The sequence below is a fragment of the Streptomyces violaceoruber genome, from assembly GCF_033406955.1.
Classification (GTDB): Bacteria; Actinomycetota; Actinomycetes; order Streptomycetales; family Streptomycetaceae; genus Streptomyces; species Streptomyces violaceoruber.
The window spans coordinates 7,815,631-7,838,172 of sequence record NZ_CP137734.1 but is presented as its reverse complement, the minus strand read 5'-3'; the positions used below and the strand labels follow the sequence as shown (position 1 = coordinate 7,838,172).

The 22,542-nt window shown below is 72.9% G+C and carries 20 protein-coding genes; 10 read left to right on the top strand and 10 right to left on the bottom strand.

The genetic code is table 11. The features are described 5' to 3' along the window. The first annotated feature begins 37 nt into the window (after positions 1 to 37). From R2E43_RS35330 to R2E43_RS35315, 4 genes are read left to right on the top strand one after another with little or no spacing between them, the layout of a single operon-like run. Complete coding sequence (locus R2E43_RS35330; protein ID WP_003978103.1) at positions 38 to 217, top strand: hypothetical protein; 180 nt, start codon at positions 38 to 40, stop codon at positions 215 to 217. Positions 218 to 272: 55 nt separating this feature from the next. Then, the gene (locus R2E43_RS35325; RefSeq protein WP_319124008.1) at positions 273 to 1,304 is read left to right on the top strand and encodes an iron-containing redox enzyme family protein; all 1,032 of its coding nucleotides are present in this window, start codon (positions 273 to 275) and stop codon (positions 1,302 to 1,304) included. Positions 1,305 to 1,334: 30 nt separating this feature from the next. Next, the gene (locus R2E43_RS35320; RefSeq protein WP_016325244.1) at positions 1,335 to 1,979 is read left to right on the top strand and encodes a HemK2/MTQ2 family protein methyltransferase; all 645 of its coding nucleotides are present in this window, start codon (positions 1,335 to 1,337) and stop codon (positions 1,977 to 1,979) included. Continuing rightward, positions 1,960 to 2,220, top strand: a complete 261-nt coding sequence (locus R2E43_RS35315) for a CDGSH iron-sulfur domain-containing protein (RefSeq protein WP_003978100.1) — start codon at positions 1,960 to 1,962, stop codon at positions 2,218 to 2,220. The genes R2E43_RS35320 and R2E43_RS35315 overlap by 20 nt, the downstream gene beginning before the upstream one ends. Before the next feature lie 133 nt (positions 2,221 to 2,353). Here the strand turns inward: R2E43_RS35315 and R2E43_RS35310 are convergent, their stop codons facing one another. Next, positions 2,354 to 2,788, bottom strand: a complete 435-nt coding sequence (locus R2E43_RS35310) for a protease inhibitor (RefSeq protein ID WP_003978099.1) — start codon at positions 2,786 to 2,788, stop codon at positions 2,354 to 2,356. A 359-nt stretch (positions 2,789 to 3,147) separates the two neighbouring features. Here R2E43_RS35310 and R2E43_RS35305 point away from each other — a divergent pair, with 359 nt between their 5' ends. Continuing rightward, positions 3,148 to 4,317 carry a lactate 2-monooxygenase gene (locus R2E43_RS35305; protein WP_003978098.1) on the top strand — a complete coding sequence of 390 codons (1,170 nt, stop codon included), beginning with the start codon at positions 3,148 to 3,150 and terminating at the stop codon, positions 4,315 to 4,317. A 70-nt stretch (positions 4,318 to 4,387) separates the two neighbouring features. Here R2E43_RS35305 and R2E43_RS35300 read toward each other — a convergent pair whose 3' ends face one another. The 3 genes from R2E43_RS35300 to R2E43_RS35290 form a co-directional block, all read right to left on the bottom strand. Further along, complete coding sequence (locus R2E43_RS35300; RefSeq protein ID WP_332056965.1) at positions 4,388 to 5,995, bottom strand: RICIN domain-containing protein; 1,608 nt, start codon at positions 5,993 to 5,995, stop codon at positions 4,388 to 4,390. Positions 5,996 to 6,354: 359 nt separating this feature from the next. Then, positions 6,355 to 8,598, bottom strand: a complete 2,244-nt coding sequence (locus R2E43_RS35295; RefSeq protein ID WP_319214865.1) for a cellulase — start codon at positions 8,596 to 8,598, stop codon at positions 6,355 to 6,357. 153 nt (positions 8,599 to 8,751) lie between these two features. After that, positions 8,752 to 11,838, bottom strand: a complete 3,087-nt coding sequence (locus tag R2E43_RS35290) for a glycoside hydrolase family 2 TIM barrel-domain containing protein (protein WP_265695469.1) — start codon at positions 11,836 to 11,838, stop codon at positions 8,752 to 8,754. A gap of 278 nt (positions 11,839 to 12,116) precedes the next feature. Between R2E43_RS35290 and R2E43_RS35285 the strand changes: the two genes are divergently transcribed. Next, complete coding sequence (locus tag R2E43_RS35285; protein WP_332056964.1) at positions 12,117 to 14,498, top strand: SpoIIE family protein phosphatase; 2,382 nt, start codon at positions 12,117 to 12,119, stop codon at positions 14,496 to 14,498. A gap of 130 nt (positions 14,499 to 14,628) precedes the next feature. Then, a complete protein-coding gene (locus R2E43_RS35280; protein WP_030869332.1) occupies positions 14,629 to 15,294 on the top strand; it encodes a DUF4232 domain-containing protein in 666 nt (221 codons plus the stop codon). A 36-nt stretch (positions 15,295 to 15,330) separates the two neighbouring features. Here the strand turns inward: R2E43_RS35280 and R2E43_RS35275 are convergent, their stop codons facing one another. From R2E43_RS35275 to R2E43_RS35265, 3 genes are all read right to left on the bottom strand, one after another. Beyond that, positions 15,331 to 16,299, bottom strand: a complete 969-nt coding sequence (locus tag R2E43_RS35275; protein WP_003978092.1) for an aldo/keto reductase — start codon at positions 16,297 to 16,299, stop codon at positions 15,331 to 15,333. A 77-nt stretch (positions 16,300 to 16,376) separates the two neighbouring features. Continuing rightward, positions 16,377 to 16,934 carry a flavoprotein gene (locus tag R2E43_RS35270; protein ID WP_106517568.1) on the bottom strand — a complete coding sequence of 186 codons (558 nt, stop codon included), beginning with the start codon at positions 16,932 to 16,934 and terminating at the stop codon, positions 16,377 to 16,379. Between the two features lie 9 nt (positions 16,935 to 16,943). Continuing rightward, on the bottom strand, positions 16,944 to 17,381 hold the full coding sequence (locus R2E43_RS35265; RefSeq protein WP_011027346.1) for a nuclear transport factor 2 family protein: 438 nt from the start codon (positions 17,379 to 17,381) through the stop codon (positions 16,944 to 16,946). Positions 17,382 to 17,477: 96 nt separating this feature from the next. Here R2E43_RS35265 and R2E43_RS35260 point away from each other — a divergent pair, with 96 nt between their 5' ends. Beyond that, positions 17,478 to 18,056, top strand: coding sequence for a TetR/AcrR family transcriptional regulator (locus R2E43_RS35260; RefSeq protein WP_003978089.1), 579 nt, complete (start codon positions 17,478 to 17,480; stop codon positions 18,054 to 18,056). On the opposite strand, the gene R2E43_RS35255 is transcribed toward R2E43_RS35260, so the two are convergent. Both R2E43_RS35255 and R2E43_RS35250 read right to left on the bottom strand, forming a co-directional pair. Next, positions 18,031 to 18,231, bottom strand: coding sequence for a ferredoxin (locus R2E43_RS35255; protein WP_011027347.1), 201 nt, complete (start codon positions 18,229 to 18,231; stop codon positions 18,031 to 18,033). The genes R2E43_RS35260 and R2E43_RS35255 overlap by 26 nt on opposite strands. Before the next feature lie 12 nt (positions 18,232 to 18,243). Then, positions 18,244 to 19,482 (bottom strand): cytochrome P450, encoded by a 1,239-nt coding sequence (locus tag R2E43_RS35250; protein ID WP_011027348.1) that lies wholly within the window; start codon positions 19,480 to 19,482, stop codon positions 18,244 to 18,246. A gap of 309 nt (positions 19,483 to 19,791) precedes the next feature. Between R2E43_RS35250 and R2E43_RS35245 the strand changes: the two genes are divergently transcribed. Next, positions 19,792 to 20,241 (top strand): nitroreductase family deazaflavin-dependent oxidoreductase, encoded by a 450-nt coding sequence (locus R2E43_RS35245; RefSeq protein ID WP_003978086.1) that lies wholly within the window; start codon positions 19,792 to 19,794, stop codon positions 20,239 to 20,241. Between the two features lie 64 nt (positions 20,242 to 20,305). Here the strand turns inward: R2E43_RS35245 and R2E43_RS35240 are convergent, their stop codons facing one another. Next, on the bottom strand, positions 20,306 to 21,226 hold the full coding sequence (locus R2E43_RS35240; RefSeq protein WP_016325249.1) for a cation diffusion facilitator family transporter: 921 nt from the start codon (positions 21,224 to 21,226) through the stop codon (positions 20,306 to 20,308). Between the two features lie 243 nt (positions 21,227 to 21,469). On the opposite strand from R2E43_RS35240, the gene R2E43_RS35235 reads away from it, so the two are divergent. Further along, on the top strand, positions 21,470 to 22,495 hold the full coding sequence (locus R2E43_RS35235; RefSeq protein ID WP_003978084.1) for a glutathione S-transferase family protein: 1,026 nt from the start codon (positions 21,470 to 21,472) through the stop codon (positions 22,493 to 22,495). Positions 22,496 to 22,542 lie beyond the last annotated feature (47 nt).

The following is a 22,542-nucleotide window of genomic DNA, read 5'->3' as shown; positions in this document are numbered from 1 at the left end:
CAGGAGCCGTACGACGAGAAGCGAGAAGGAGGACCCCGTGTCCCAGGACGGCGAGCACGACCACAAGCAGCCCGAGACCGCGGTCGAGGAGGTTCTGCGCGAGATCGAGAAGGCCAGGCCCCGCGACGCGGAGTCCGACGAGGGCGAGCACCGGGGCGAGGCCGGGGACGCCACCTCCCCGAACACCGGCGCCCAGGAGGACGTCGAGGGCGAGTGACGCGCCGCTCCGCGCGGCCGGGGGTGCCACGGCGCCGGCCGGGTACTCGCGGCGCATGGAGTACGACCGCGAAGGACCACAGCTGCCGACGGCCCGGGGACCGGTCTCCGAGGCCGTCGGCGCACATCTGCTCGGCACCGGCCCGCTGCCCTCCCCCAAGGCCGTCGCCGCCGCGCCGGTGTACGGCGACGACCTGCAGCTCGCCCTGTACCAGTGCTACGAGCTGCACTACCGGGGTTTCGCGGGTGTCCGCCCCGACCTCGAGTGGGACCCCGGCCTGCTGGGCGTCCGGGCCGGTCTGGAACGGCGTTTCCTGGCCGCCCTGCGGGCCGACACCCCGGTCCACGACGGCGTCGCGGACGCGGTCGGGGCGCTGCTCGTCGAACCCGTCCACGGCGAGGGGGTCAGCCACTTCCTGCGGGACGAGGGCGAGTTGTGGCAGTTGCGCGAGTACGCGGCCCAGCGCTCGCTGTACCACCTCAAGGAGGCCGACCCGCACGCCTGGGTGCTGCCCCGGCTGTGGGGCCGCGCGAAGGCGGCGATGGCGGCGGTGGAGTTCGACGAGTACGGCGGCGGGCGCGCCGACCGGGTGCACGCCCGCCTGTTCGCCGACCTGATGACGGACCTGGACCTGGACACCACGTACGGGGCCCACCTGGACGCGGCCTCGGCCGAGTGCCTGGCCACGGTGAACATGATGTCCCTGTTCGGCCTGCACCGGTCGCTGCGCGGGGCGCTGGTGGGGCATTTCGCGGCGGTGGAGATCACCTCGTCACCCGGTTCCCGGCGACTCGCCGAGGCGATGCGCCGCACCGGCGCCGGTCCGGCCGCCGAGCACTTCTACGACGAGCACGTCGAGGCCGACGCGGTGCACGAGCAGATCGTGCGGCACGAGGTGATCGACGGCCTGCTGGAACAGGAACCGCATCTCGCGGCCGACGTCGCGTTCGGCATCGACGCCACCGGATACCTCGAGGAGCGCCTCGGCGCCCGGCTGCTCGCCGACTGGCGGGCGGGACGGTCGTCGCTGCGTACACCGCTTCCCGCCCCGAGCGGCGTTCACGGGGAAATTTTTCATATTCCGTGACGGCCGGGGTACGTGGGATCCGTGAATTTCATGGTGCTACCGGGCGTCTACGCCCCTCAGGAGGACACCGCCCTGCTGGCCGGGGCGCTGTCCGACGAGTCGCTCCCGCCGGGCGCCGCCGTGCTCGACGTGGGAACCGGCTCGGGCGCCCTCGCCCTGGCTGCGGCCGGGCGGGGCGGCCGGGTGACCGCGGTGGACGTGTCGTGGCGCGCGGTGTGCGCCGCGCGGCTCAACGCGGCCCGGGCCGGGCTGCGGATCCGCGTCCGGCACGGCAACCTCTTCACACCCGTGCGCGGCGAGTCGTTCGACCTGGTGCTGGCCAATCCGCCGTATGTGCCGGCACCCGCCACCGGCCGCCGGCCGCGTGGTGCCGCGCGGGCCTGGGACGCGGGCCACGACGGTCGCATGGTCCTGGACCGGATCTGCCTGGAAGTACCCCGGCTGCTGCGCCCCGGCGGGGTGCTGCTGCTCGTGCAGTCGGCGCTCAGTGACCCCGCGAGGACCGAGGCGCTGCTGCGCGAGGCGGGGCTGAAGGCGGCGGTGACCCGGCGGCGGCGGATCGCGTTCGGTCCCGTGGTGCGCGGCCGGGAGCGCTGGCTGCGGCAGCGCGGGCTGCTGTCCCTGGCGGACTACGAGGAAGAGCTGGTGGTCGTCCGTGCCGAACTCCCCGTCTGAGCCCGCGCGCCCGTCCGACGCCCGGCGCCGGATCAAGGTCCAGCGCCGGGGGCCGCTGCTGGTGGAAGGCCCGGTGGAGGTGGAGCTGGAGGACGGGACGACGGTGTCCTCCGACCGCTTCCGGGTGGCGCTGTGCACGTGCCGGCGCAGTCGGCGCTATCCGTGGTGCGACACCAGCCACCGTGCCCGGTCCGCCAGGGCCGCGGACGGCCCGGCCGCGAACGGCCGACCGTGCCCCTGAACCGGGAGAACGGCGGACGGCCCCACTCCGTCCGCCGTCCCCGGTGCGGGCCCGCGGGACCCGTACGGCGGCGCTCGCACTCCCCAGTAGCGAGCAGCCGATCACGCCGCACGGTCCCGGCGGTCCCGGTCCCTCAGAACGTGAAGACGCTCGCGCTGCCCGCGTTCTTCACGCACTCGTTGGCGAAGGTGCGTTCGTAGGAGAGGCGCCGGCCCTGCCAGACGCCGTCGACGGTGACGACCACGGGGGCGTACTCCCGGGTGCACATCACCGAGTCCTCGGCGGCCAGGGCACTCGGGTCGCCGTGCGCGGCGCGCAGTTCGGCACAGGCCGCGGCGGCCGCCGGGTGGGTGCCGGAGGCGGTCGGGGCGCAGGTCAGGGTGACCGCGCGCAGGGGTGCGGCGGTGGCAGCGCTCTCTCCGTGCCCCACGGTCAGCACCAGGGCCGAGGGGGCGTAGAGCGACGCGGGGGCGGTGGCCGGGGAGGCGAGGGAGGCCCCGGCGAGGGGCCCGCAGACGGCGGTGGCCGTCAGGCCCAGAGTCGCTGCCCAGCGCGCGGTGTTCCGCATTGTGTGCATCCTTCCGCTCGTTTCGAGGGTGGTGCCGGTCCGACCCGGTCGGTGCCGGAGCGGCGAGCGCGAGTCTGCCGAGTCCCGCACCGAAACTCATCTCGACCCCACGGGTTTCGGTAACCTTGCGTATTGAATCAGTGGCGTGAAGTCACAGAATTAGAACGTTCCAAGTCCGGAACTGGGCGTTTCTTGATCGATTATTGAGAACAGAACTGGCCGAATGGCGTGATCCGCACCTTCGCCAATAGGCCTGAAACACCCCCGGAACAGGTCCGTCGGCCCCGACCGCCACCCCCGGCATACTCGCGGGTATGGTGCCGGGCAGCGCGAGCTCGACGACGAGAGGCGGACCGGGGATGCCGAAGCACTGGGCGGATTTCCAGTACGAGATCTATCTGAACGGCATGACGGGCGCGGTCCCGCGGCTGCCCACCGACCTGACCCGGCTCGAGGAGCTGACCGAGCGGCGCCTCGGGCCCGGCCCCTTCGGATACGTCGCGGGCAGCGCGGGCGACGGCAGCACCGCCCGAGCCAACCGGGCGGCGCTGGCCAGGCGCCGGATCGTTCCGCGCATGCTGCGGGACGTGCACGAACGCGACCTGCGTGTCGAGGTGCTGGGCCGTTCCCTGCCCGCCCCGCTGGCGCTCGCGCCGGTCGGTGTGCTGTCGATCATGCACCCGGAGGCGGAGCCCGCGGCCGCCCGGGCCGCCGCGGCCCAGGGTGTGCCGTACATCCTCTCCTCCGCCTCCAGCACGCCCATGGAGGAGGTCGCCGAGGCGATGGGCGACGCCGAGCGCTGGTTCCAGCTGTACTGGCCGAAGGACCGCGAGGTGGCGCGCAGCTTCCTGGACCGGGCCCGGGCGGCCGGGTACACGGCGCTGTTCGTCACGCTGGACACGCCGCTGCTGTCCTGGCGCCCGCGCGACCTCGACCAGGCGTACCTGCCGTTCCTGCACGGCGTCGGCACCGCCAACTACTTCTCGGACCCGGCCTTCCGGGCCGGGCTGGCCAAGCCGGTGCACGAGGACCCGAACGCGGCGGTGATGCATTTCGTCGGCATGTTCTCCGATCCGGCCAAGTCCTGGCCCGATCTGGCGTTCCTGCGGGAGAACTGGGACGGTCCGATCGTCCTCAAGGGCGTGCTGCACCCGGACGACGCCCGGCTCGCCGCCGACGCCGGGATGGACGGCGTGGTCGTCTCCAACCACGGGGGCCGGCAGGTGGCCGGTTCGGTCGCGGCCGCCGACGCCCTGCCGCGTGTGGCGGAGGCGGTCGGCGACCGGCTGACCGTGCTGTTCGACAGCGGTGTCCGCACCGGCGACGACGTCTTCAAGGCGCTCGCGCTCGGCGCCCGTGCGGTGCTCCTGGGCCGTCCCTACGTCTACGGGCTCGGCCTGGACGGCCGGCCCGGCGTCGAGCACGTGATCCGCTGCCTGCTCGCCGAACTGGACCTCACCCTGGCCCTGTCCGGGCACGCCTCACCGGCCACGCCGGGGCCCGCGGACCTGGTGGAGGACCCGGTGTGAGGGACGGTGGCACCGTCCCCCGCACCGCTGCCGGCGCCGTCGAAGGCACACCGAAGGCGCACCGTCCTGCTCAGCCGCCGGACAGGTCCACGGCCCGCGCTCCCGGGGCACCGGTGCGGGCGATCGACAGGGAGCCCTCCGCCGTCGGCACCGGGTCGGTGCTCCAGCGCTGGTCCTCGGAGCCGTCGTGCACCTTGACGACGATGTCGGCGTCCTGGGCACGGGTGGTGGTGGCGAGCGCGAGCAGTGTCTGCCCGCGCGGCACCAGTTCGCCCCGGCCGGTCAGCTCGTAGCGCACGTCCTCGCCCCGCTCGGTTCCCTCGTCGGCGCAGGTACCGAGAATGACGACTCCGGCGTCCGCCCGCGAGTCCAGACACAGTCCCGGGTCGGCGACGCTGCGCAGCAGCCCGTCGTCCTCGTAGGTCCACTGCTGGGTCCCCGCCTCGGAGCACTCCGCCAGCCGGGCGCCGGCCCCGGCCTTCGGCTCGCCCCGGACGTCCAGGCACAGGCCGGCGGCGACGTTGCGCAGCCGCGTGCGGTCCGCCGACGTGGGCATCCCGGCCGCGTCGGGCGGTTTGGGACGGCTCGTCGCGGACGTCTCGCCGTCGCCGTCGACCGCGCTGGTGGAGGCGGCCGGATCGGCGCCACCGCCGTCGTAGGACCACACGCTCACCACCAGCACGATGGCCAGCACCCCGGCGGAGGCGGCGCCGAGCTGCCGCAGCACCGACCGGCCGGAGCGCGGGCGGCCCGGCACCCGGCGCACGGGCACGGGGATCCGGGCCAGCAGCCCGGTGCGTGAGCCGCGGTGCCGGGCGGCGCCCTTGGACAGCACACCCAGCGTCGCGCGCGCCGGACGGGAGTCGAGATAGCGCCGGGCACCCCAGCCGAGCACGGCCTCGGCGATCAGCGTGCCCAACTCCCGTTCGAAGTGACCGAGTTGATCGGCCGCATGCTTGCAGTGACGGCAGTCCGCCAGATGCTTGCGCACGTCCGGCAGCAGGGCACCGCCCCGGCGAATCGGGACGTCGAGCAGTCGGCTGTGGAAGCGGCACTCCTGGCTCGGCGCGAGCTGCCGGTGGGCGTGCAGACATCCCTCGCGGAATTTCTCACGCGCCTGTTCGAGAGTGGCCGACGCGGTGTCGGTGTCCATGCCCAGCAGACCGGCCGGGACGCTTATGGACTCTCCTTCGACCTCCGTGTGCCACAGCAAACAACGGGCCGGTCCGGGAAGAGAAGCGAATGCCCGGGCCGCCAACGTGCGGTTTTCCGGAGTCAGGGACTTCGCCGCCCGCATACCCCGCCCCCCGGCGGGTTTGAGCAACTGCGGCAGCGCGCCGGATATCGCGTCGTCGCCGGACCACTGGCGGACCGTGTCACGCACGGCCACCAGCAGCCGGGGGCGCAGCGCGGTGGCCGGCTCGCCCTCGGCGAGGCGGGCCAGCACCCGGTGCCAGGCCGCGGCGGTGACCATGGCGGTGACCTGGGCCGAGGTGGCCAGGCAGATGGTCGCGTAGTCGTGTGCCGGCTGCCAGTGGCGGGCCATCAGCAGCGCGGTGATCCGGGCGGCCTCGTGTTCCGGGCCGTCCCGGAGCCGCGCGGCCAGCAACTCGTCGGACTCGCCGGGATCCCCACCGGAGGGCGGGTGGGCGGGCCGAGGGGGGTGGGGGGTGGGCACTGAGATGTTTCCTTCCCACGCGCAGGCGGCTCAGAAGTTCCGATCGCCGAAAAGGACCCACGGATTGGTGTGTACCTCTTGGGCGGAGCGCGGGAGGTGTGAATTCGCCATGGCGAAATCGGACCCGGTCCGTCAAAGCGCGTGCGAGACCCGGCCTTTACCCCCCGCACGGGTGCTTCACTCTCGCACAAACCACTCATGGTCAACAAGGCGACCGGGCAACATCGGCCGCCTTTGAAAGAAGGTCAGAATCTCCGGCATGCATGATCCCCCGGCATGCCGAGAGGGCCGCACCGGCTTTCCGCATTCTCCCGCGGAAGCGGCACGGCCCTCGGGCGCGGTGCTCAGGGGTCAGCCGGTCATCCCTGGTCCGCCACGAAGGAGGCCATCCGGGCCAGCGCGGCGTTCCAGTTGATCGTGTGCTCGTTGGTCGACCAGGACTGGATGTCGTCGATGAAGCAGAACTGAGCGACGCAGCCCTGGAGTTTGCTCTGTGCGTAGGGGTCCTGGATGCTCGAGTTCGGACCGCCGGACAGGGTGCCGTCGGGCGGCGCGGGCAGGGCGGGGTCGAGCTGGTGGGCGTACCAGCGGCTGTGCTGGTTGTGCGCGTTGACCTCGCCGTATCCGGTGACGTACGACATGTTCAGGGCGTTGCGGCCCAGGATGTAGTCCATGCTCTGGACGGCGCCGTCACGGTACTTGGATCCGCCGGTGATGTCGTAGGCGGTGGCGAGGACGACCGCGTTGTTCAGGATCTGGTGGCTGGAGCCCCAGTCGTACACGTTGCCGTCGGGGGCGTAGGGCATGCCGTACGGATGGGCCTTCAGCGTGGCCAGGTAGCGGTCGGCACCCCGGACGACGGAGCGGCGGACGTGGTCGCGGCCGGGGAGCCGGCTGGGGACGGTCGCCAGGTCGAGGCGGGCGGCGGCCGCGGTGCGCGCCCAGTCGAATCCGATCGGGCCGAAGATGTCGGCGGTGTGGACCGGGGAGTTCAGCACGTGGTCCTTGAAGTCCCGCTCCCCCGTCGTCAGGTACAGCTCGGCCGCGGCCCAGTAGAACTCGTCGGCGACCTCGTTGTCGGGGTAGGCGCCGCCGCCGATGCCGTCGCTCTCGTCGGCGAGCAGGTCCGGGTGGGCGAGTGCGGCGGTCCAGGCGGTGCGGGCCGCGTCGAGCGCCTTCGCGGCGAACTCCCGGTCGTAGGGGCGGTACAGCCGGGCGGCCTGCGCGGCCGTCGCGGCCAGGTTGAGGGTGGCCGCGGTGGTCGGCGGGTGCAGTTCGCGCTTTTGCGGGTCGTCGCTCGGCAGCAGCGGCAGCCCGGTCCACTGCTCGTCGTGGATCTTGTGGTGCGCCATCCCGGCCAGTGGCTGCCCCTGCGGCACCTGCATCTTCAGCAGGAAGTCCAGTTCCCAGCGGGCCTCGTCGAGGATGTCCGGCACCCGGTTGCCGCTCTCGGGGATGTCGAGCGAACCGTCGCCGAGCTTGCCCGGCTCCCCGGTGCGGGCGTGCAGCGAACGCTCGTAGGTGCTGAGCAGCTCCCAGGTGGAGATGCCGCCGTTGACCACGTACTTGCCGTGGTCGCCCGCGTCGTACCAGCCGCCGGAGACGTCGAGGGTGTAGTCGCACACACCGGGCTGGCAGGGCACCTCGGTGTCGCCCTGGTTGGGTGCCGTGCCGACGTGTCCGGCGGGGCGTCCGTAGCCGGGGCGGAGTGCGTCGCTGATGGCGGTGCCGCTGCGCTGCGTGTAGTAGTACTTCGCGGAGTCCAGGCGCAGCCGCTCGTAGGCGGCCGTGCCGATGTCGAAGGGGCGGCTGGTCTCGCCGTCGGCGACCAGGGTGAAGCCCTCGCCGCGCTTCCTGTAACGGCCGAAGTCGATCGAGTGGACGTTCTGCCCGGAGGAGGCGTCGACGCCGCGCGGCACGCTCCAGCCGTGGGCGACGGTCCGTCCGGCGTCGTTCTTCAGCTGCCAGCGCAGGCGCGAGGTCGCGTCGGTGACGAGGGTGGCGTTCTTCGGCCCCGACGGCAGGTAGGCGACCTGGTTCACCCGCACCCGCGGCCCGGTGTCCGGCACGTACGGCTCCGGTGCCACGCCGCCCAGCAGGGACACGTCGTCCACGCAGAACCGCCAGGCGTCGGGCGTGCCGCCGAGCTGGAAGCCGACCTGGCCCTGGGCGGTGTCGACCGGCGAGGTGAAGGTGTACGAGTAGGTGTTGCCCGAGACGCTCAGCTGCGGACTGATCTCGTAATAGGTGTCGTACGGGGACACCGACAGGCCGACGATCGCCCGGACCACGTGGTCGGCGGGCGTACCGGTGGCGGTGAAGGAGAACTTGTACGACTCCCCCGCGACCAGGGTGACGTCGTTCTGGCCGAGGGCCGCGTCCCAGCGGTTGGTGGTGCCGCCGGGAGCGTCGGCGCACAGCCGGCCGTCGGTCACGGCGGCGGTGACGTTGCTGCTCGTCCACCAGGAGTCCGTGCCGTTGTCGAAGGTGCCGTTCCTGACCTGCTCGGTCTCCTCGGCGCCGGCCGGGGCGGCGGGCAGCGCGGTGACGGCCGCCGCCAGCAGGGCCGTCAGGCAGACGAGCGCGGTTCTGCGTCTTTTCACGTCCGGGCTCCTCGGGGGAGGTGGCGCTCGCCGGGAATGGGAGCGCTCCCAAATGCGGTCGCAGGACATGCTTGTGGCAGACATGACACGCCGTCAACGGTCCGGACGGGACCGGTTTTCCGACCGGGCCCGTCCGGAGCGTGGTACCGCGGCTCAGGCGGCGGGGGCCTCCAGGCGGCTGACCCGGACCGCTCCCCGCGCCTCGCCGGGGTGACGGCTGGTCAGCGTGAGACGGATCCGGGACCCGCGCAGCGGCCGGAAGCCGATGACCGTGGGCCCGTCGGAGGCGGTGGCCCACTCGGTCCGCACCTCGGTGGCCGCACGCCAGGCACGGCCGTCCCAGACGTCCACCGCGAGGGTCGCGGGCAGGCTGTGCCCGTCGTCCACGGTGAAGGAGACCTCGACCCGGTCGTAGGTGCGCGTGCGTCCGTGGTCGACCGAGATCCAGTCCTCGGCGCGGGCCCCGTCGAAGGCGGGCAGCAGGGCGGTGGCCGCCTTGTGGAAGCCGTTGGACCAGCCGGTGGCCGGGTCGCCGTCGAGCACGGCGGCGGGGAGGGAGTCGGTCCGGCCCGAGTAGCTCGCGTCCGCGTGCGGGTGCTCCACCGGCGCCGGGTGCTCGGGCCGGAACTCGGGGGCCGGTGTGGTCGCCGGGTCCGGGGCGCGCCGGGCACGCACCGCCGCCGTGCCCGTGCGCAGGCCGTCCGCACGCGCCGTCACGCGTACCGTGCCCGGCCGGGTGCCGGACCGGACGATCGCCAGCGCCTTGCCGTGGAAGGCGGTGCGGGTGCTCGCCTGGTAGCGCTCGGCGCTCTCCTGGCGGCCGTTGTCGAGTCCGGCGAGCGAGCCGCCCGCGACGTCGAAGGAGATCAGGTGCTCGGCGCCCGGCACCACCACGCCGTGCCGGTCGACCACCTCGGCGGTCACGAAGACCAGGGAGCGGCCGTCCGCGTCGACGGACTCGCGGTCGGGGGTGAGGCGCAGGGCGTGCGCCGCCTGGGCGGTGCGCAGGACGTCGGTGGCCACCGTCCTGCCGCCGCGCCGGGCGACGGCCTTCAGCTCTCCTGCCTCGAAGGGCACCGTCCAGGTCAGGTGCAGTTTGCCCGCGCTGCCGTTCGGACTGGTGTAGCTGCCCGGGTAGGGGCCGTCGGTGAAGGTTTTGTCGTCGCCGGTGGCCTCGGTGGTCTCCAGGTAGGTCCGGCCGTCGACGGTCTTCTTGCGGTCGAAGCGCCGGGTGCCCAGCGACTTCCCGTTCAGGTACAGCTCGACGGTGTCGACGTTGGTGTAGGCCCAGACCTCGACGGCGTCGCCCTCGCGGTGGTTCCACGTCGTCGGCAGCAGGTGGACCATCGGCTCGTCCGTCCACTGGCTGCGGAACAGGTGGTACATGTCCTTCGGGAAGCCGGCCGTGTCGACCGCGCCGAAGAAGGACGCCTTCACCGGGAAGACGTCGTACGGCGTGGGCTCCCCGATGTAGTCGATGCCGGACCACAGGAACTGCCCGGCGAACCACTTGCGGTCCCGGTCCTTCTTGTGGCCGTACTCGCCGCTCATCGTCCAGGAGGCGAGGTTGTTGTCGTAGGACGAGGTGGCCCGCCCGCCCGGGGTGTGGTTCTCACCGGTGTTCAGGTGCTCGGGCTCCTGGTAGGTGCCGCGGGTGGAGGTCTCGGAGGACGACTCGGACTCGAAGAGGAACAGGTGCGGGTAGACCGCGTGCAGGTCGTCCACCGACTTGGCGGTGTTGTAGTTGAGGCCGAGCCCGTCCAGCTTGGCCAGCATCAGGTCGGCCGCGGAGCCCTTGGCGGGCAGCCGGCGGTATTTGTCGGAGCCGATGACCAGCGGGCGGGTGTCGTCGGCGGCGCGGATCGCCTCGATGATCCGGTCGGCCATGGCGAGTCCGGCGGTGGCGGTGGAGTCGGGGACCTCGTTGCCGATGGACCACATGACGACGGCGGGCGAGTTGCGGGCCGCGAGCACCATCTCGGTGGCGTCCCGCTCGCACCACTCGTCGAAGAACCGTCCGTAGTCGTAGCGGTTCTTGCCGGTGCGCCAGCAGTCGAAGGCCTCCACCAGCATGATGATGCCCATCTCCTCGCAGACCTCGATCATCTCGGGCGAGGGCGGGTTGTGGGAGGTGCGGAAGGCGTTGACGCCCATCGACTTCATGAGGGTCATCTGGCGGCGGACCGCGTCGGCGCTGACGGCGGCGCCGAGCGCGCCGAGGTCGTGGTGCAGGTCGACGCCCTTGATCTTGGCGTACCTGCCGTTGAGGTGGAAGCCCTCCTCCGGGTCGACGTGGAAGGTGCGGATGCCGAACGGGGTGCGGTACGTGTCGACGGTCCGGCCGCCCACGCGCAGTTCGGTGTGCAGGGTGTAGCGGTGCGGGCTCGCGAAGTCCCACAGCCGCGGGCGGGCGACGGTGAGTTCGTGGGTCTCGGACGCCGCGTCGGTGACGTCCACCGTGGAGGCGGTGCGGGCCACGGTGCGGCCGTCCGCGTCCTTCACCGCCGACCGGATCTCGACCTCGCGCGCGGTGCCCGTGGCGTTCACCACCGACGTCCGGACCCGGACGACGGCGCTCTCCCCGCTCACCCGCGGCGTGGTGACGTACGTGCCCCAGCGGCGTACGTGCACCGGCTCGGTGACGACCAGCCGGGCCTCGCGGTAGATGCCGCTGCCCGAGTACCAGCGGCTGCTCGGCAGTTGGTTGCGCACCCGCACCGCGAGGACGTTCTCGGTGCGGCCGTCGGTGTGCACCAGGTCGGTGAGGTCGAGGGCGAAGCCGGTGTAGCCGTAGGGGTGGTGGCCGACCTCCCGGCCGTTGCAGTGGACGCGGGAGTCCATGTACACGCCGTCGAACTCGACCGAGATCCGCTTACCGGCGAGGGCGGGCGGCAGCGTGAAGGCGAGGCGGTACCAGCCGAGACCGCCCGGCAGGAAGCCGGTGCCGCTGGTGGTGCCGTGCTCGGTGGTGGGCGTCTGCTCGATGCTCCAGTCGTGCGGGACGGCGACCTCGCGCCACGCCGAGTCGTCGTGGGCGGGATCGGCGGCGTCCGTGTCGTCCTCGGCCGCCCCGTCGGGGTCGGTCAGCCGGAAACGCCAGCCGTCCCGCAGGGCGAGGGTGCTGCGGCCCGCCGAGCCGCCGGTCGCGTCCGCGGCCCACGCCAACGGGGCGGCGAGCGCCATCCCGGCCGCGGGTGCGGCGGTGGAGGCGATCAGAACCGATCTGCGCGTGACCGTCATGACGGATCTCCCTCATCAGAACTCATCGAGGCTCATCAGAACTCAGAAGTACTCACAAGCGATCGCGAACAAACAGATTCTGACGTCGGGCCATACGCGCCCGTCAAGGCCACGGAAAGCACTTTCTGCCCTGCGTCGCCCGGACCGGACCGGTGCCCCCTGGGGCGGTCCGGCACCGAGCGCCCGGTGAGTACGGGTCCGCAGGGCGCCCGTACCCACTAGGCTGGAAACAAGGTGACGCGCTGATCACCGTGAGTGTGCGCAATGGAGTGGCGACGATGAGTCCGGTCAACCCGTTCGACGATGCCGCCACGGCCCGCGCCGTCGTCGACGGCTCCGGCACCCTGGTCGAGTGGAACGAGGGCGCCCGCCTGCTGCTCGGCCACCCGGCCGCCGAGGTCGTGGGGCGCCCCGCCTCCGACCTGCTCGCGGGCGACCTGGACGGCGCACCTCCGGGAAGCGACGACGCACAGTGGAGCGGCACCCTGGACCTGCGCCACCGCGACGGACACACCGTGTCGGCGTGGGTGCTCGCGCACCGCAGACCGGCGGCCGACGGCGCCCCGGTCACGTGGCTCGCCGTCTCCCCCCTGGATCCCGGTCCCGAGCCGGAGGACGACCCGCTGATCAGAGCCGCGCTCGCCCAGTCTCCCTGCGCCATGATGATCTTCGACGACCGCCTCCTGCTGCGCGGGGTCAACGACGCCATGGCGCGGCTGCTGGGGCTCCCGTCCGCCCGCGTGCGCGGTCTGCGGGCCACCGACTTCAGCGTCCAGCCGCAGGACGCGGAACTGGAGCGCCGGATGCGGCGCGTGCTGGCCTCCGGCCGCCGGCACGACATGCAGGCCCACCTCAAGGCGGGGGGCGAGAGCCGGGCCCACGCGTGGAACGCCCGGATCGCGCCGCTGACCGACGCCGACGGCCGGGTGTGCGGCGTGTGTGTGAGCGTCCACGACCTCACGGAGCAGCACCGCGCCCGGGAGCGGCTGCAACTGGTCAACGAGGCCAGCGTGCGCATCGGCACCACCCTCGACGTCACCCGTACGGCCGAGGAGCTGGCGGACGTGTGCGTCCCCCCGCTGGCCGACTTCGTCAGCGTCGACCTGCTGGACCCGCACGAGCACGGCGGTGAGCCCGCCCCCCTGGTCGAACCGCCGGTCGGTCTGCGCCGCACCGCCCACCGGTCGATCACCGAGGGCCGCTCGCAGGCGGTGGCCGAGACCGGGCAGCTGGACGTCTATCCGGCCGGCTCCCCCCAGGCCGAGTGTCTGCTCTCCGGGCAGGTGATCGTGGCCTCGGAGGCCTACGGCGACCTGGAACGCTGGCTCCAGTGGGACCCCGCCCGGCTGCGGCGGGTGAAGGAGTACGGCATCCACTCCACGATGTCGGTGCCGCTCCAGGCCCGCGGCACCACCCTGGGCGTCGCCGTCTTCACCCGGTTCCGGCGTCCCGACCCGTTCACGCACGACGACGTGCTGCTGGCCGAGGAGGTCAGCGCCCGTGCCGCCGTCTGCATCGACAACGCCCGCCGCTACTCCCGCGAGCGTGAGGCCACGCTGACCCTCCAGCGCAGTCTGCTCCCCCGGTGGCTGCCGCCCACCGCCGCGGTGCAGGCGGCCTCGCGCTATCTTCCCGCGGCCCGCTCGGGCGTCGGCGGCGACTGGTTCGACGTCATCCCCCTGTCCGGGATGCGGGTCGCCATGGTCGTCGGGGACGTCGTCGGCCACGGCATCCCGGCCTCGGCCACGATGGGCCGGCTGCGCACCGCCGTGCGCACCCTCGCCGACATCGACCTGACGCCCGAGGAGCTGCTCACCCACCTGGACGACCTGGTCGTCCGGCTGTCCGAGGAGTCCGGCGACGACCGGGCCGGCGAGGTCGGCGCGACGTGCCTGTACGTGGTGTACGACCCGGTGTCGCGGCACTGCTCCATGGCGCGGGCCGGACACCCGGCGCCCGTCCTGGTCCCGCCGGACGGTCCGCCGGAGCAGGTCGAGCTGCCCTCCGGGCCACCGCTGGGCGTGGGCGGACTGCCCTTCGAGTCGGCCGAGCTGGAGCTGCGCGAGGGCAGCGTGCTGGCGCTGTACACCGACGGACTGGTCGAGAGCCGGGACCGGGACACCGACGCCGGCCAGGCGCTGCTGCGCGAGGCGCTGGCCGCCCCCGCCGACTCCCTGGACACCGCCTGTGACCGGGTGCTGCACCGACTCCTCCCGTCGGGCAGCGCCGCCGACGACGTGGCGCTGCTGCTGGCCCGGACCCGGGGGCTGCCGACCGGACAGGTCGCCACCTGGGACATCCCCGCCGACCCCGCGCTGGTCGCCCCGGTGCGCAAGCAGGTCCTCGACCAGCTCTCCGACTGGAACCTGCTGGAGGCCACCTTCACTGCCGAGCTGGTCGTGAGCGAGCTGGTCACCAACGCCATCCGGTACGGTTCCCCGCCGATCCGGCTCCGGCTGATCCACGACACGGCCACCCTGATCTGCGAGGTCTCCGACACCAGCCACACCGCGCCGCACCTGCGCCGGGCCAGGACCTGGGACGAGGGCGGGCGCGGTCTGCTCCTGGTGGCACAGCTCACCCAGCGCTGGGGCAGCCGGCACACGGCCGAGGGCAAGACGATCTGGGCGGAGCTGGGGCTGCTCGACGACGAGGCGTGAGCCCGTCGCCCCGACGCGGAGTGCGCCCCCTCGTTTCCCGGGCCGTACCGCGGGACACTCGCAGTACGGGGGCCTGCGGTACCGGTCGCCCCGGGACCGCGGGCGAGTCCGACGGGAGTGTGGAGAAACGATGGCTAACACGTCCCAGCCGCTGCGCCGGACGGCCCTGCTCGCGAGCGGGGTCGCGCTGCTCGGCCTGTTGACCGCATGCGGTACCGAGGGCGCCACGTCGAGCGGGACCCCGCGGCCCAGCGAGGCCGCCCGCACGGCCGGCGCCAACCCGGGCAGCGGCACCCCGACGTCCGGCGACACCGCACCGCCGGTCGGCGCCGCACCCACCGACACCGCGGGCTCGGCCTCCGCCTCGGCCCGCACCGACGGCCGCTGCCACACCGCCGAACTGCGGGCCACCGTCGGCCGCGTGGACCCGGGGGCGGGCCAGCGCAACTTCCCCGTCGTGCTGACCAACACCTCCGACCGCACCTGCACGGTGTACGGCTATCCGGGCGCCGCCTTCGTGGACGCGTCCGGCAAGCAGCTGGGTCCGGACCCCGAGCGCGCGCCGGGCTCCCCCGGGACGGTCACGCTGACGCCGGGCAAGAGCGCGTGGGCCGGGCTGTCGTTCTCCAGTCCGCAGATCAGCGGCGCGCGTACGGCCACCCCGGCGGCGCTGCTCGTCACCCCGCCGGACGAGCGGGAGCCGTTGAAGGTGGCGTGGACGGCCGGCGAGGTCCCGGTCGGCGGCAACGCGTCGTCGGTGTCCGTCACCGCCCTGGAGGCGGGCACCGGCCCCTGAGCCACCGCACCGGTGCCCGACGCCGCCGGTCCCCGCTCAGTGACCGGCGATCGGGTGCGGCGCGTAGGGCCGCTCCAGCTCCTCGATCTCCGTCTCGCTCAGCGTGAGTCCGACCGCCGCCACGGCGTCCTCGAGGTGGCCCGGCCGGGAGGCGCCGACGATCGGCGCGGTCACCGTGTCCTGGTGCAGCAGCCAGGCCAGGGCCACCCGGGCGCGCGGGACGCCGCGCTCCCCCGCGATGCGGGTGACGGCCTCCACCACGGCGCGGTCGCCCTCCTGGTACAGGGTGCTGCCGAAGGTGTCGGTGGCGCTGCGCCCGGTGGCGGTGTCCCAGTCGCGGGTGAGGCGGCCGCGGGCGAGCGGACTCCAGGGCAGCACGCCGACGCCCTGGTCCGCGCAGAGGGGCAGCATCTCGCGCTCCTCCTCGCGGTAGACCAGGTTGTAGTGGTTCTGCATGGACACGAACTTCGTCCAGCCGTGCCGCTCGGCGGTGTACTGCATCTTGGAGAACTGCCAGGCGTACATCGAACTGGCCCCGATGTAGCGGACCTTGCCCGCCTTGACCAGGTCGTGCAGCGCCTCCATCGTCTCCTCGACCGGGGTGTGCGGGTCGAAGCGGTGGATCTGGTAGAGGTCGACGTAGTCGGTGCCCAGGCGCCGCAGGCTGTGGTCGATCTCGGTCATCACCGCCTTGCGGGAGAGTCCGGCGCCGTTGGGCCCGGGGCGCATCCGGCCGTTCACCTTGGTCGCGAGCACGATGTCGTCGCGGCGGGCGAAGTCGGCCAGCGCCTTGCCGACGATCTCCTCGCTGGTGCCGTCGGAGTACACGTTGGCGGTGTCGAAGAAGGTGACGCCGGCCTCCAGCGCCTGCCGGATCAGCGGACGCGAGGCCGCCTCGTCGAGGGTCCACTCGTGCGTGCCCCGGTCGGGCACGCCGTAGGTCATGCAGCCCAGGCAGATCCGCGACACGTCCAGACCCGTCGAACCGAGCTTCACGTACTGCATCGTTGCCGCTCCTGTCTTCGCCGATCACCGCTACCAGGGCGAGCGTACGTCTTCGCACGGGCTCGGCCCCGGCCGGGTCAGCGCCGTTGGACCAGGTCCAGGGCCCGTTCCCAGCCGAACTCCGGACGGCCGCCGCTCTGCGCCGCGTCCCCGGTGTTCCCGGCGTGCGGGTCGCCGAAGCGCACCCCCATCCCGCGCAGCCGGGCCAGGCTCTCCCGGTAGGCGGGGTGGGAGGCCAGCGCCTCGCCGACGCACGGCAGGACGCCGACGGGGACCCCGAGGCCGCTCGCCTCGCACAGGGTGGCCACGGCGAGCGTGTCGGCCAGGCCCGCGGCCCACTTGTTGATCGTGTTGAAGGTGGCGGGAGCGACCACGACGGCGTCGGGCGCCGGGAAGGGCCGCGGCTCGCCGGGGGTGCGCCAGGCCGAGCGGATCGGGCGACCGGTCCGCGCCTCGACGGCGTCCGTGTCGAAGAAGCCGCCCATGGCGACCGGTGTCGCTATGACCCCGACCTCCCAGCCGCGTCCCCGCGCCGCGTCGATCAGCCCGACCACGCCTTCGGCCACGCCCGCGGCGCAGACGACGACGTAGAGGAAAGGTCGTGCGGCCCCGCCGGTTCCAGCCCGATCGCTCATCCCGGAACCCTACTGGGCGGGTCTCGGGCCGAGGATGCGCCGGTCCGCCTCCTCGATGGGCACGTCGTTGATGCTCGCCTCGCGCCGGGTCATCAGGCCGTGCTCGTCGAACTCCCACAGCTCGTTGCCGTAGGAGCGCCACCACTGGCCGTCCGCGTCCTGGGACTCGTACTGGAAGCGGACGGCGATGCGATTGCCGTCGAAGGCCCACAGGTCCTTGCGCAGTGCGTACCGCCGCTCGCGCTCCCACTTGGCGGTCAGGAACTCGACGATGGCGGCGCGGCCGGTGAAGAAGGCGTCGCGGTTGCGCCAGACCGAGTCCTCGGAGTAGGCGAGGGCGACCTGGTGCGGGTCGCGGGTGTTCCAGGCGTCCTCGGCGGCCCGCACCTTGCGTTCGGCGGTCTCCCGGGTGAACGGCGGCAGGGGCGGCCGGTCGGTCGTCGTCATGGCTGAACCTCCAGGGGCAGCACTGGAGAACAAGCGTTCTCCACTGGACTGCTACCGTAGGAGAACGCACGTTCTCCGGTCAAGGAAGAGGTCCCCATGGACAGCGAGGTCGCCCGGGAGCGGGCGCTGGACGCGGCGGAGGGGCTCTTCTACGCGCGGGGCGTGCGGGCGGTGGGCATGGACGAGGTCCGCGGCGCCTCCGGCGTGTCGCTCAAACGCCTCTACCAGCTCTTCCCGGCCAAGGAACAGCTCGTCGTGGCCTGTCTGGACCGGCGCGACCTGCGCTGGCGTGGGCGGCTGGCCGAGTACGTCGGCCGGCACGAGGAGCCCGGCGCACGCGTCCTTGCCGTGTTCGACTGGCTCGGCGTGTGGTTCGCGGAGCCCGGTTTCCGCGGCTGCGCCTGGATCAACGCCTATGGCGAACTCGGCCCCGCCTCACCCGCCGTGGCGGAGCGGGTACGGGCGCACAAGGCGGCGTTCCGTGCCTTCCTCGACACTCTGGCGGCCGGAGCGGGGCTGCCCGCCGCGCTGGGCGGGCAGCTGTTCCTGCTGGCGGAGGGCGCCATGGTGACGGCGGGCGTGACGGGCGAGGCCGAGCCCGCGCGTCAGGCACGGGAGGCGGCACGGGTGCTGCTGGGCGCGGCCGGGGTCAGCCGACCCGCTCCGAGACGGTGATCGCGCCGACGGGGCAGGCGCGGGCCGCCTCCCGGACCAGCGCGCTGCCGCCGCCGTCCTCCCGGCCGGGCCTGAGCGTGCTGTAGCCGTCGTCGTCCTGGGTGAAGACGCCGGGGGCGGTCAGGGCGCACTGGCCCGCGCCGATGCAGGTGTCCTTGTCGATGCCGATGTGCATGCCGGGAGCCTCCTACCAGGCCACGGGGAGTTCCAGCATCCCCTGGATCGTGTCGCCGGGTTTGAAGGGGATCTCGTCCGCCGGAGCGGCCAGGCGCAGCGTGGGCAGCCGGTCGAAGAGGCTCTCCAGGGCGATCTCCAGTTCGGCACGGGCCAGGTTCTGACCGAGGCACTGGTGGATGCCGAACCCGAAGGCGACGTGGTGGCGGGCGGGGCGGTGCCAGTCGAGGGCGTCCGGTTCGGGGTAGACGCTCTCGTCGCGGTTGATGACGGAGGTGGAGAAGACGACCCCGTCGCCGGCCCGGATGGTCTGCCCGTCCACGTCGATGTCCTCGGTGGCCATCCGCAGCAGCCCGTCGGCGATCGACAGGACGCGCATCAGCTCCTCCACGGCGCCGGGCAGCAGCGCGGGATCCGCACGCAGTTCGGCCAGCCGCCCGGGGTTGGTCAGGAGGGTGTAGGTGCCCAGCGAGATCATGTTGGCCGTGGTCTCGTGTCCCGCGACCAGCAGGATCACCGCGAAGGCGATCAGTTGTTCGCGGTCGGTCGCGCCCTCGCTCGCCTGTCGCCGGACCAGGTCGTCCAGCAGGCCCTCGCCGGGCGCCCGCCGCTTGCGGTCGATCAACTCCCCCAGGTACGCCTCCAGTCGGTCGCGGGCGTCCCTGGTGTCGGCGGGCAGGGGGCCGCGCAGCAGCCGGCGGGACTGTTCCTCGAAGAACTCGTGGTCGGCGTAGGGGACGCCGAGCAGCGCGCAGATCACCATCGAGGGCACGGGCAGCGCGAAGGCGGTCACCAGGTCGGCGGGCGGGCCCTGCGCGATCATCGCGTCGAGCCGTTCGCCGACGATCCGCCGGATGCTCGGGCGCAGTGCGCCGGCGCGTTTCAGGGTGAACTCCGGGAGCACCATCCTGCGCTGGGCGCGGTGCTCGGGGTCGTCCACGCCGAGCAGGGCGGTCCTGCGCTCGCGGACGGCGGCCAGCCGCGCCGACGTGGCGGGGAAGCCGTCGCGGGTGCGGTCGGTCGACAGGCGCTGGTCGGCCAGCAGCCGGCGCGCGGCGGCGTGCCCGGTCACCAGCCAGGCCGGGCGGCCGTCGAAGAGCGTGATGCGGGCCAGTGGACGCGCGGCGCGCAGCGGGTCGTAGGCGGCGGGCGGGTGGTAGGGACAGGTCCGGTCCTGCGGGAAGGCGACGGGGGCTGCCGGATGGGTGTTCGTCGTCGTGTCGGTGTTCGTCGTCGTGTCGGTGTCCGTCATGGAAGACCTCGCAGACGAGGAGTGCGTCGGATCGATCTTCATTAGATGCCTGGGGCACCTATGGGGCGACGGCAAGTTCGGCCAGATCGGTGGCGGAGGCAGACTGGCCGGGGAACTACGCTCCGGTGGTGGTAGGACCCTCCCGTGCCGGTCTCCGCCGCGACGCGCATGGCGCGATCGCGGCCTCCCGCGGCCCCGATCGCGCCCCGTGACTGGCCGAGCGGCACGGGGTTCGGGAGCGGGATGCGGTAAGGACGGGAACGCGCCGGTCCGCCGGCCTCACATCACGACGAACAGGGACGGATGCACATGCCTCTTGACGGCGAGTACGAACCCAGCCCGACGCAGTGGGTGCGCGAGCAGGTCGAGCGTTACGAGAGTTCGGGCGGCACCGAGGGCACGACGCTGATGGACACCGGTCTGCCCGTGATCGTCCTGACCACCCGGGGCGCGCGCAGCGGCAAGCTGCGCAAGACGCCGCTGATGCGCGTCGAGCACGAGGGCCGCTATGCCGTGGTCGCCTCTCTCGGCGGGGCGCCCAAGCACCCCGTCTGGTACTTCAACGTGAAGGCCGATCCCCGGGTGGAGCTCCAGGACGGTCCGGTGAAGCAGGACATGACGGCACGTGAGGTCACCGGCGCGGAGAAGGCCCGGTGGTGGGAGCGCGCGGTCGCGGCGTATCCGTCGTACGCCGACTACCAGAAGAAGACGGAACGGGAGATCCCCGTCTTCGTCCTGGAGCCGTCCCACGCGGGCTGAACCGGGCGTGCGGGAGTTTCCCGGACCGGCGTGCATGGGCCGGGCGGTTTCGGGAACACGTCGTTCAGGCCCCGCCGCGTTCCCCCGTCGCGGCGGGGCTTTCCGCCGCCTCCCGCGCGGGCCGGTCCGTGACGTCGAGGAAGACCTGGTCCGCCTCGCTGACGGTGCGCGCGATCGACTTCTTGATGCGTACGGCGACCTCCTCCACCCGCTCGCTGTCCAGGCCCGGCACGAGATCGACGCGGGCCGCCACCAGGGTGGAGTCCAGGCCGGTCTTCATGGTGAACAGCGCCTCGACGCTGTCGATCTCCGGCTGGGCGCGCAGCAGTGCCCGGATCCGGCCGCTGGCCTCCGGGTCGGCGGCCTCGCCGATCAGCTGGTCGCGGGCCTCGCGGCCCAGCCGGTAGGCCACGTAGACGAGCAGTGTGCCGATGGCGAGCGAGGCGCAGGCCTCCCACACCACCTGCCCGGTGACCATGTGCAGTGCCATGCCGGTCATGGCGAGGCAGACGCCGAGCACCGCGGTGCCGTCCTCGGCGACGACCGTGCGCAGCGCCGGGTCCCGCATCCCGTCGGCGAGCCCGCCCTGGCCCCGCACCTGGTGCAGGGCCCGCAGCAGGGAACCGCCCTCCGCGAGCAGGGCGACGCCCAGCACGATCAGTCCGGCCACGTAGCCGCCGAGTTTCTCGTCGGCGCCGGTGCGCAGGGCCTCGACGCCCTGGAAGAAGGAGAAGCAGCCGCCCATGACGAAGATGCCGACGGCCGCGAGGAGCGACCAGAAGAACCGTTCCTTGCCGTAGCCGAAGGGGTGCCTGCGGTCGGCGGGGCGGCGGCTGCGGCGCAGTGCGGCGAGGAGGAAGATCTCGTTCATGCTGTCCGCGACGGAGTGTGCCGCCTCCGACAGCAGCGCGGGCGATCCCGCGACGAATCCGCCGACCGCCTTGGCGGCGGCGATCACCAGGTTGGCCGCCAGGGCCACGAGCACGGTGACGCGCGTCCTGCGGTCGGCCTTCCGGTCCGTCTTCTCTTCCCCACCTGTCCCACTCACGAAGGCCCGACTGCCCCGGCCGGCGCGGATCACACCCCGCCTTGCGGGTGGCCGCCAGTGCCGACCGGCGAAATCGGGGAACGCCTACACAAGGGGCCGGTTCGAGGGCGCGGGGCCGGTCGAGGAAACGGACGCGACGCACGGACCCACGGACTCGGACGGCGGAAGGAAGGCAGGGGCATGAGCGGCGACGACGGGACGCCCGGGAACAGCGGCTACGGGAAGAAGGCGTTCAAACGGTCCCGGAGCCACTTCGCGGACCGGATCACGGCGGACGGCCGGGACGGCTGGCCGGTGGAGGCCGGCCGCTACCGCCTGGTGGTGAGCCGGGCCTGTCCGTGGGCGAGCCGGGCGCTGGTCTCCCGGCGGCTGCTCGGCCTGGAGGACGCCCTGTCCCTGGCGGTCGCCGACCCGGTCCAGGACGACCGCAGCTGGCGGTTCACGCTGGACCCGGACGGCCGCGACCCGGTCCTCGGCATCCGCTACCTCGGCGAGGCCTACGACCGGCGGGAGACCGGCTACCCGGGCGGGGTGAGCGTGCCCGCGGTCGTGGACGTGCCCAGCGGGGCGCTCGTCACCAACGACTACCAGCAGATCACCCTCGATCTCGCGACCGAGTGGACCGCGCTGCACCGGCCGGGCGCGCCCGACCTGTACCCGCGGGCCCTGCGCGACGAGATCGACGAGGTGATGGCGGGCGTCTACGAGGACGTCAACAACGGTGTGTACCGGGCGGGCTTCGCCACCGGCCAGGAGGAATACGAGGCGGCGTGCGCCGGTGTGTTCCGGCGGCTGGAGCAGTTGACGCCCCGGCTGGAACGGCAGCGCTACCTGGTCGGGGACACGATCACGGAGGCGGACATCCGGCTGTTCACCACGCTGGTCCGCTTCGACGCCGTCTACCACGGCCACTTCAAGTGCAACCGCTGGAAGCTGACGGAGAACCCGGTGCTGTGGGCGTACGTCCGGGATCTGTTCCAGACGCCCGGATTCGGGGACACCGTCGACTTCGACCACATCAAGCGCCACTACTACCAGGTGCACACCGGCATCAACCCGACCGGCATCGTGCCCCTGGGTCCGGACCTGGCCGGCTGGCTCACGCCCCACCACCGGCAGGAGCTGGGCGGGCGGCCGTTCGGCGAGGGCACCCCGCCGGAGCCGGTCCGGGCCGAGGAGGAGGTGCCGGCGCGGGGCAGGCCCTGATCCGGGATCCGTACGACCATTCAGCGCACACCAGGCAAGGAGATTCC

Excerpts from the sequence above, each read along its gene's own strand:
- R2E43_RS35275 (WP_003978092.1), bottom strand. The coding sequence starts at position 16,299 with ATGCAGTACGTGAAGCTCGGTTCGACGGGTCTGGACGTGTCGCGGATC.
- R2E43_RS35310 (WP_003978099.1), bottom strand. The coding sequence starts at position 2,788 with ATGCGGAACACCGCGCGCTGGGCAGCGACTCTGGGCCTGACGGCCACC.
- R2E43_RS35235 (WP_003978084.1), top strand. The coding sequence starts at position 21,470 with ATGAGCGGCGACGACGGGACGCCCGGGAACAGCGGCTACGGGAAGAAG.
- R2E43_RS35320 (WP_016325244.1), top strand. The coding sequence starts at position 1,335 with ATGGTGCTACCGGGCGTCTACGCCCCTCAGGAGGACACCGCCCTGCTG.
- R2E43_RS35305 (WP_003978098.1), top strand. The coding sequence starts at position 3,148 with ATGCCGAAGCACTGGGCGGATTTCCAGTACGAGATCTATCTGAACGGC.
- R2E43_RS35270 (WP_106517568.1), bottom strand. The coding sequence starts at position 16,934 with ATGAGCGATCGGGCTGGAACCGGCGGGGCCGCACGACCTTTCCTCTAC.
- R2E43_RS35265 (WP_011027346.1), bottom strand. The coding sequence starts at position 17,381 with ATGACGACGACCGACCGGCCGCCCCTGCCGCCGTTCACCCGGGAGACC.
- R2E43_RS35325 (WP_319124008.1), top strand. The coding sequence starts at position 273 with ATGGAGTACGACCGCGAAGGACCACAGCTGCCGACGGCCCGGGGACCG.
- R2E43_RS35280 (WP_030869332.1), top strand. The coding sequence starts at position 14,629 with ATGGCTAACACGTCCCAGCCGCTGCGCCGGACGGCCCTGCTCGCGAGC.
- R2E43_RS35285 (WP_332056964.1), top strand. The coding sequence starts at position 12,117 with ATGAGTCCGGTCAACCCGTTCGACGATGCCGCCACGGCCCGCGCCGTC.
- R2E43_RS35260 (WP_003978089.1), top strand. The coding sequence starts at position 17,478 with ATGGACAGCGAGGTCGCCCGGGAGCGGGCGCTGGACGCGGCGGAGGGG.
- R2E43_RS35245 (WP_003978086.1), top strand. The coding sequence starts at position 19,792 with ATGCCTCTTGACGGCGAGTACGAACCCAGCCCGACGCAGTGGGTGCGC.
- R2E43_RS35290 (WP_265695469.1), bottom strand. The coding sequence starts at position 11,838 with ATGACGGTCACGCGCAGATCGGTTCTGATCGCCTCCACCGCCGCACCC.
- R2E43_RS35250 (WP_011027348.1), bottom strand. The coding sequence starts at position 19,482 with ATGACGGACACCGACACGACGACGAACACCGACACGACGACGAACACC.
- R2E43_RS35255 (WP_011027347.1), bottom strand. The coding sequence starts at position 18,231 with ATGCACATCGGCATCGACAAGGACACCTGCATCGGCGCGGGCCAGTGC.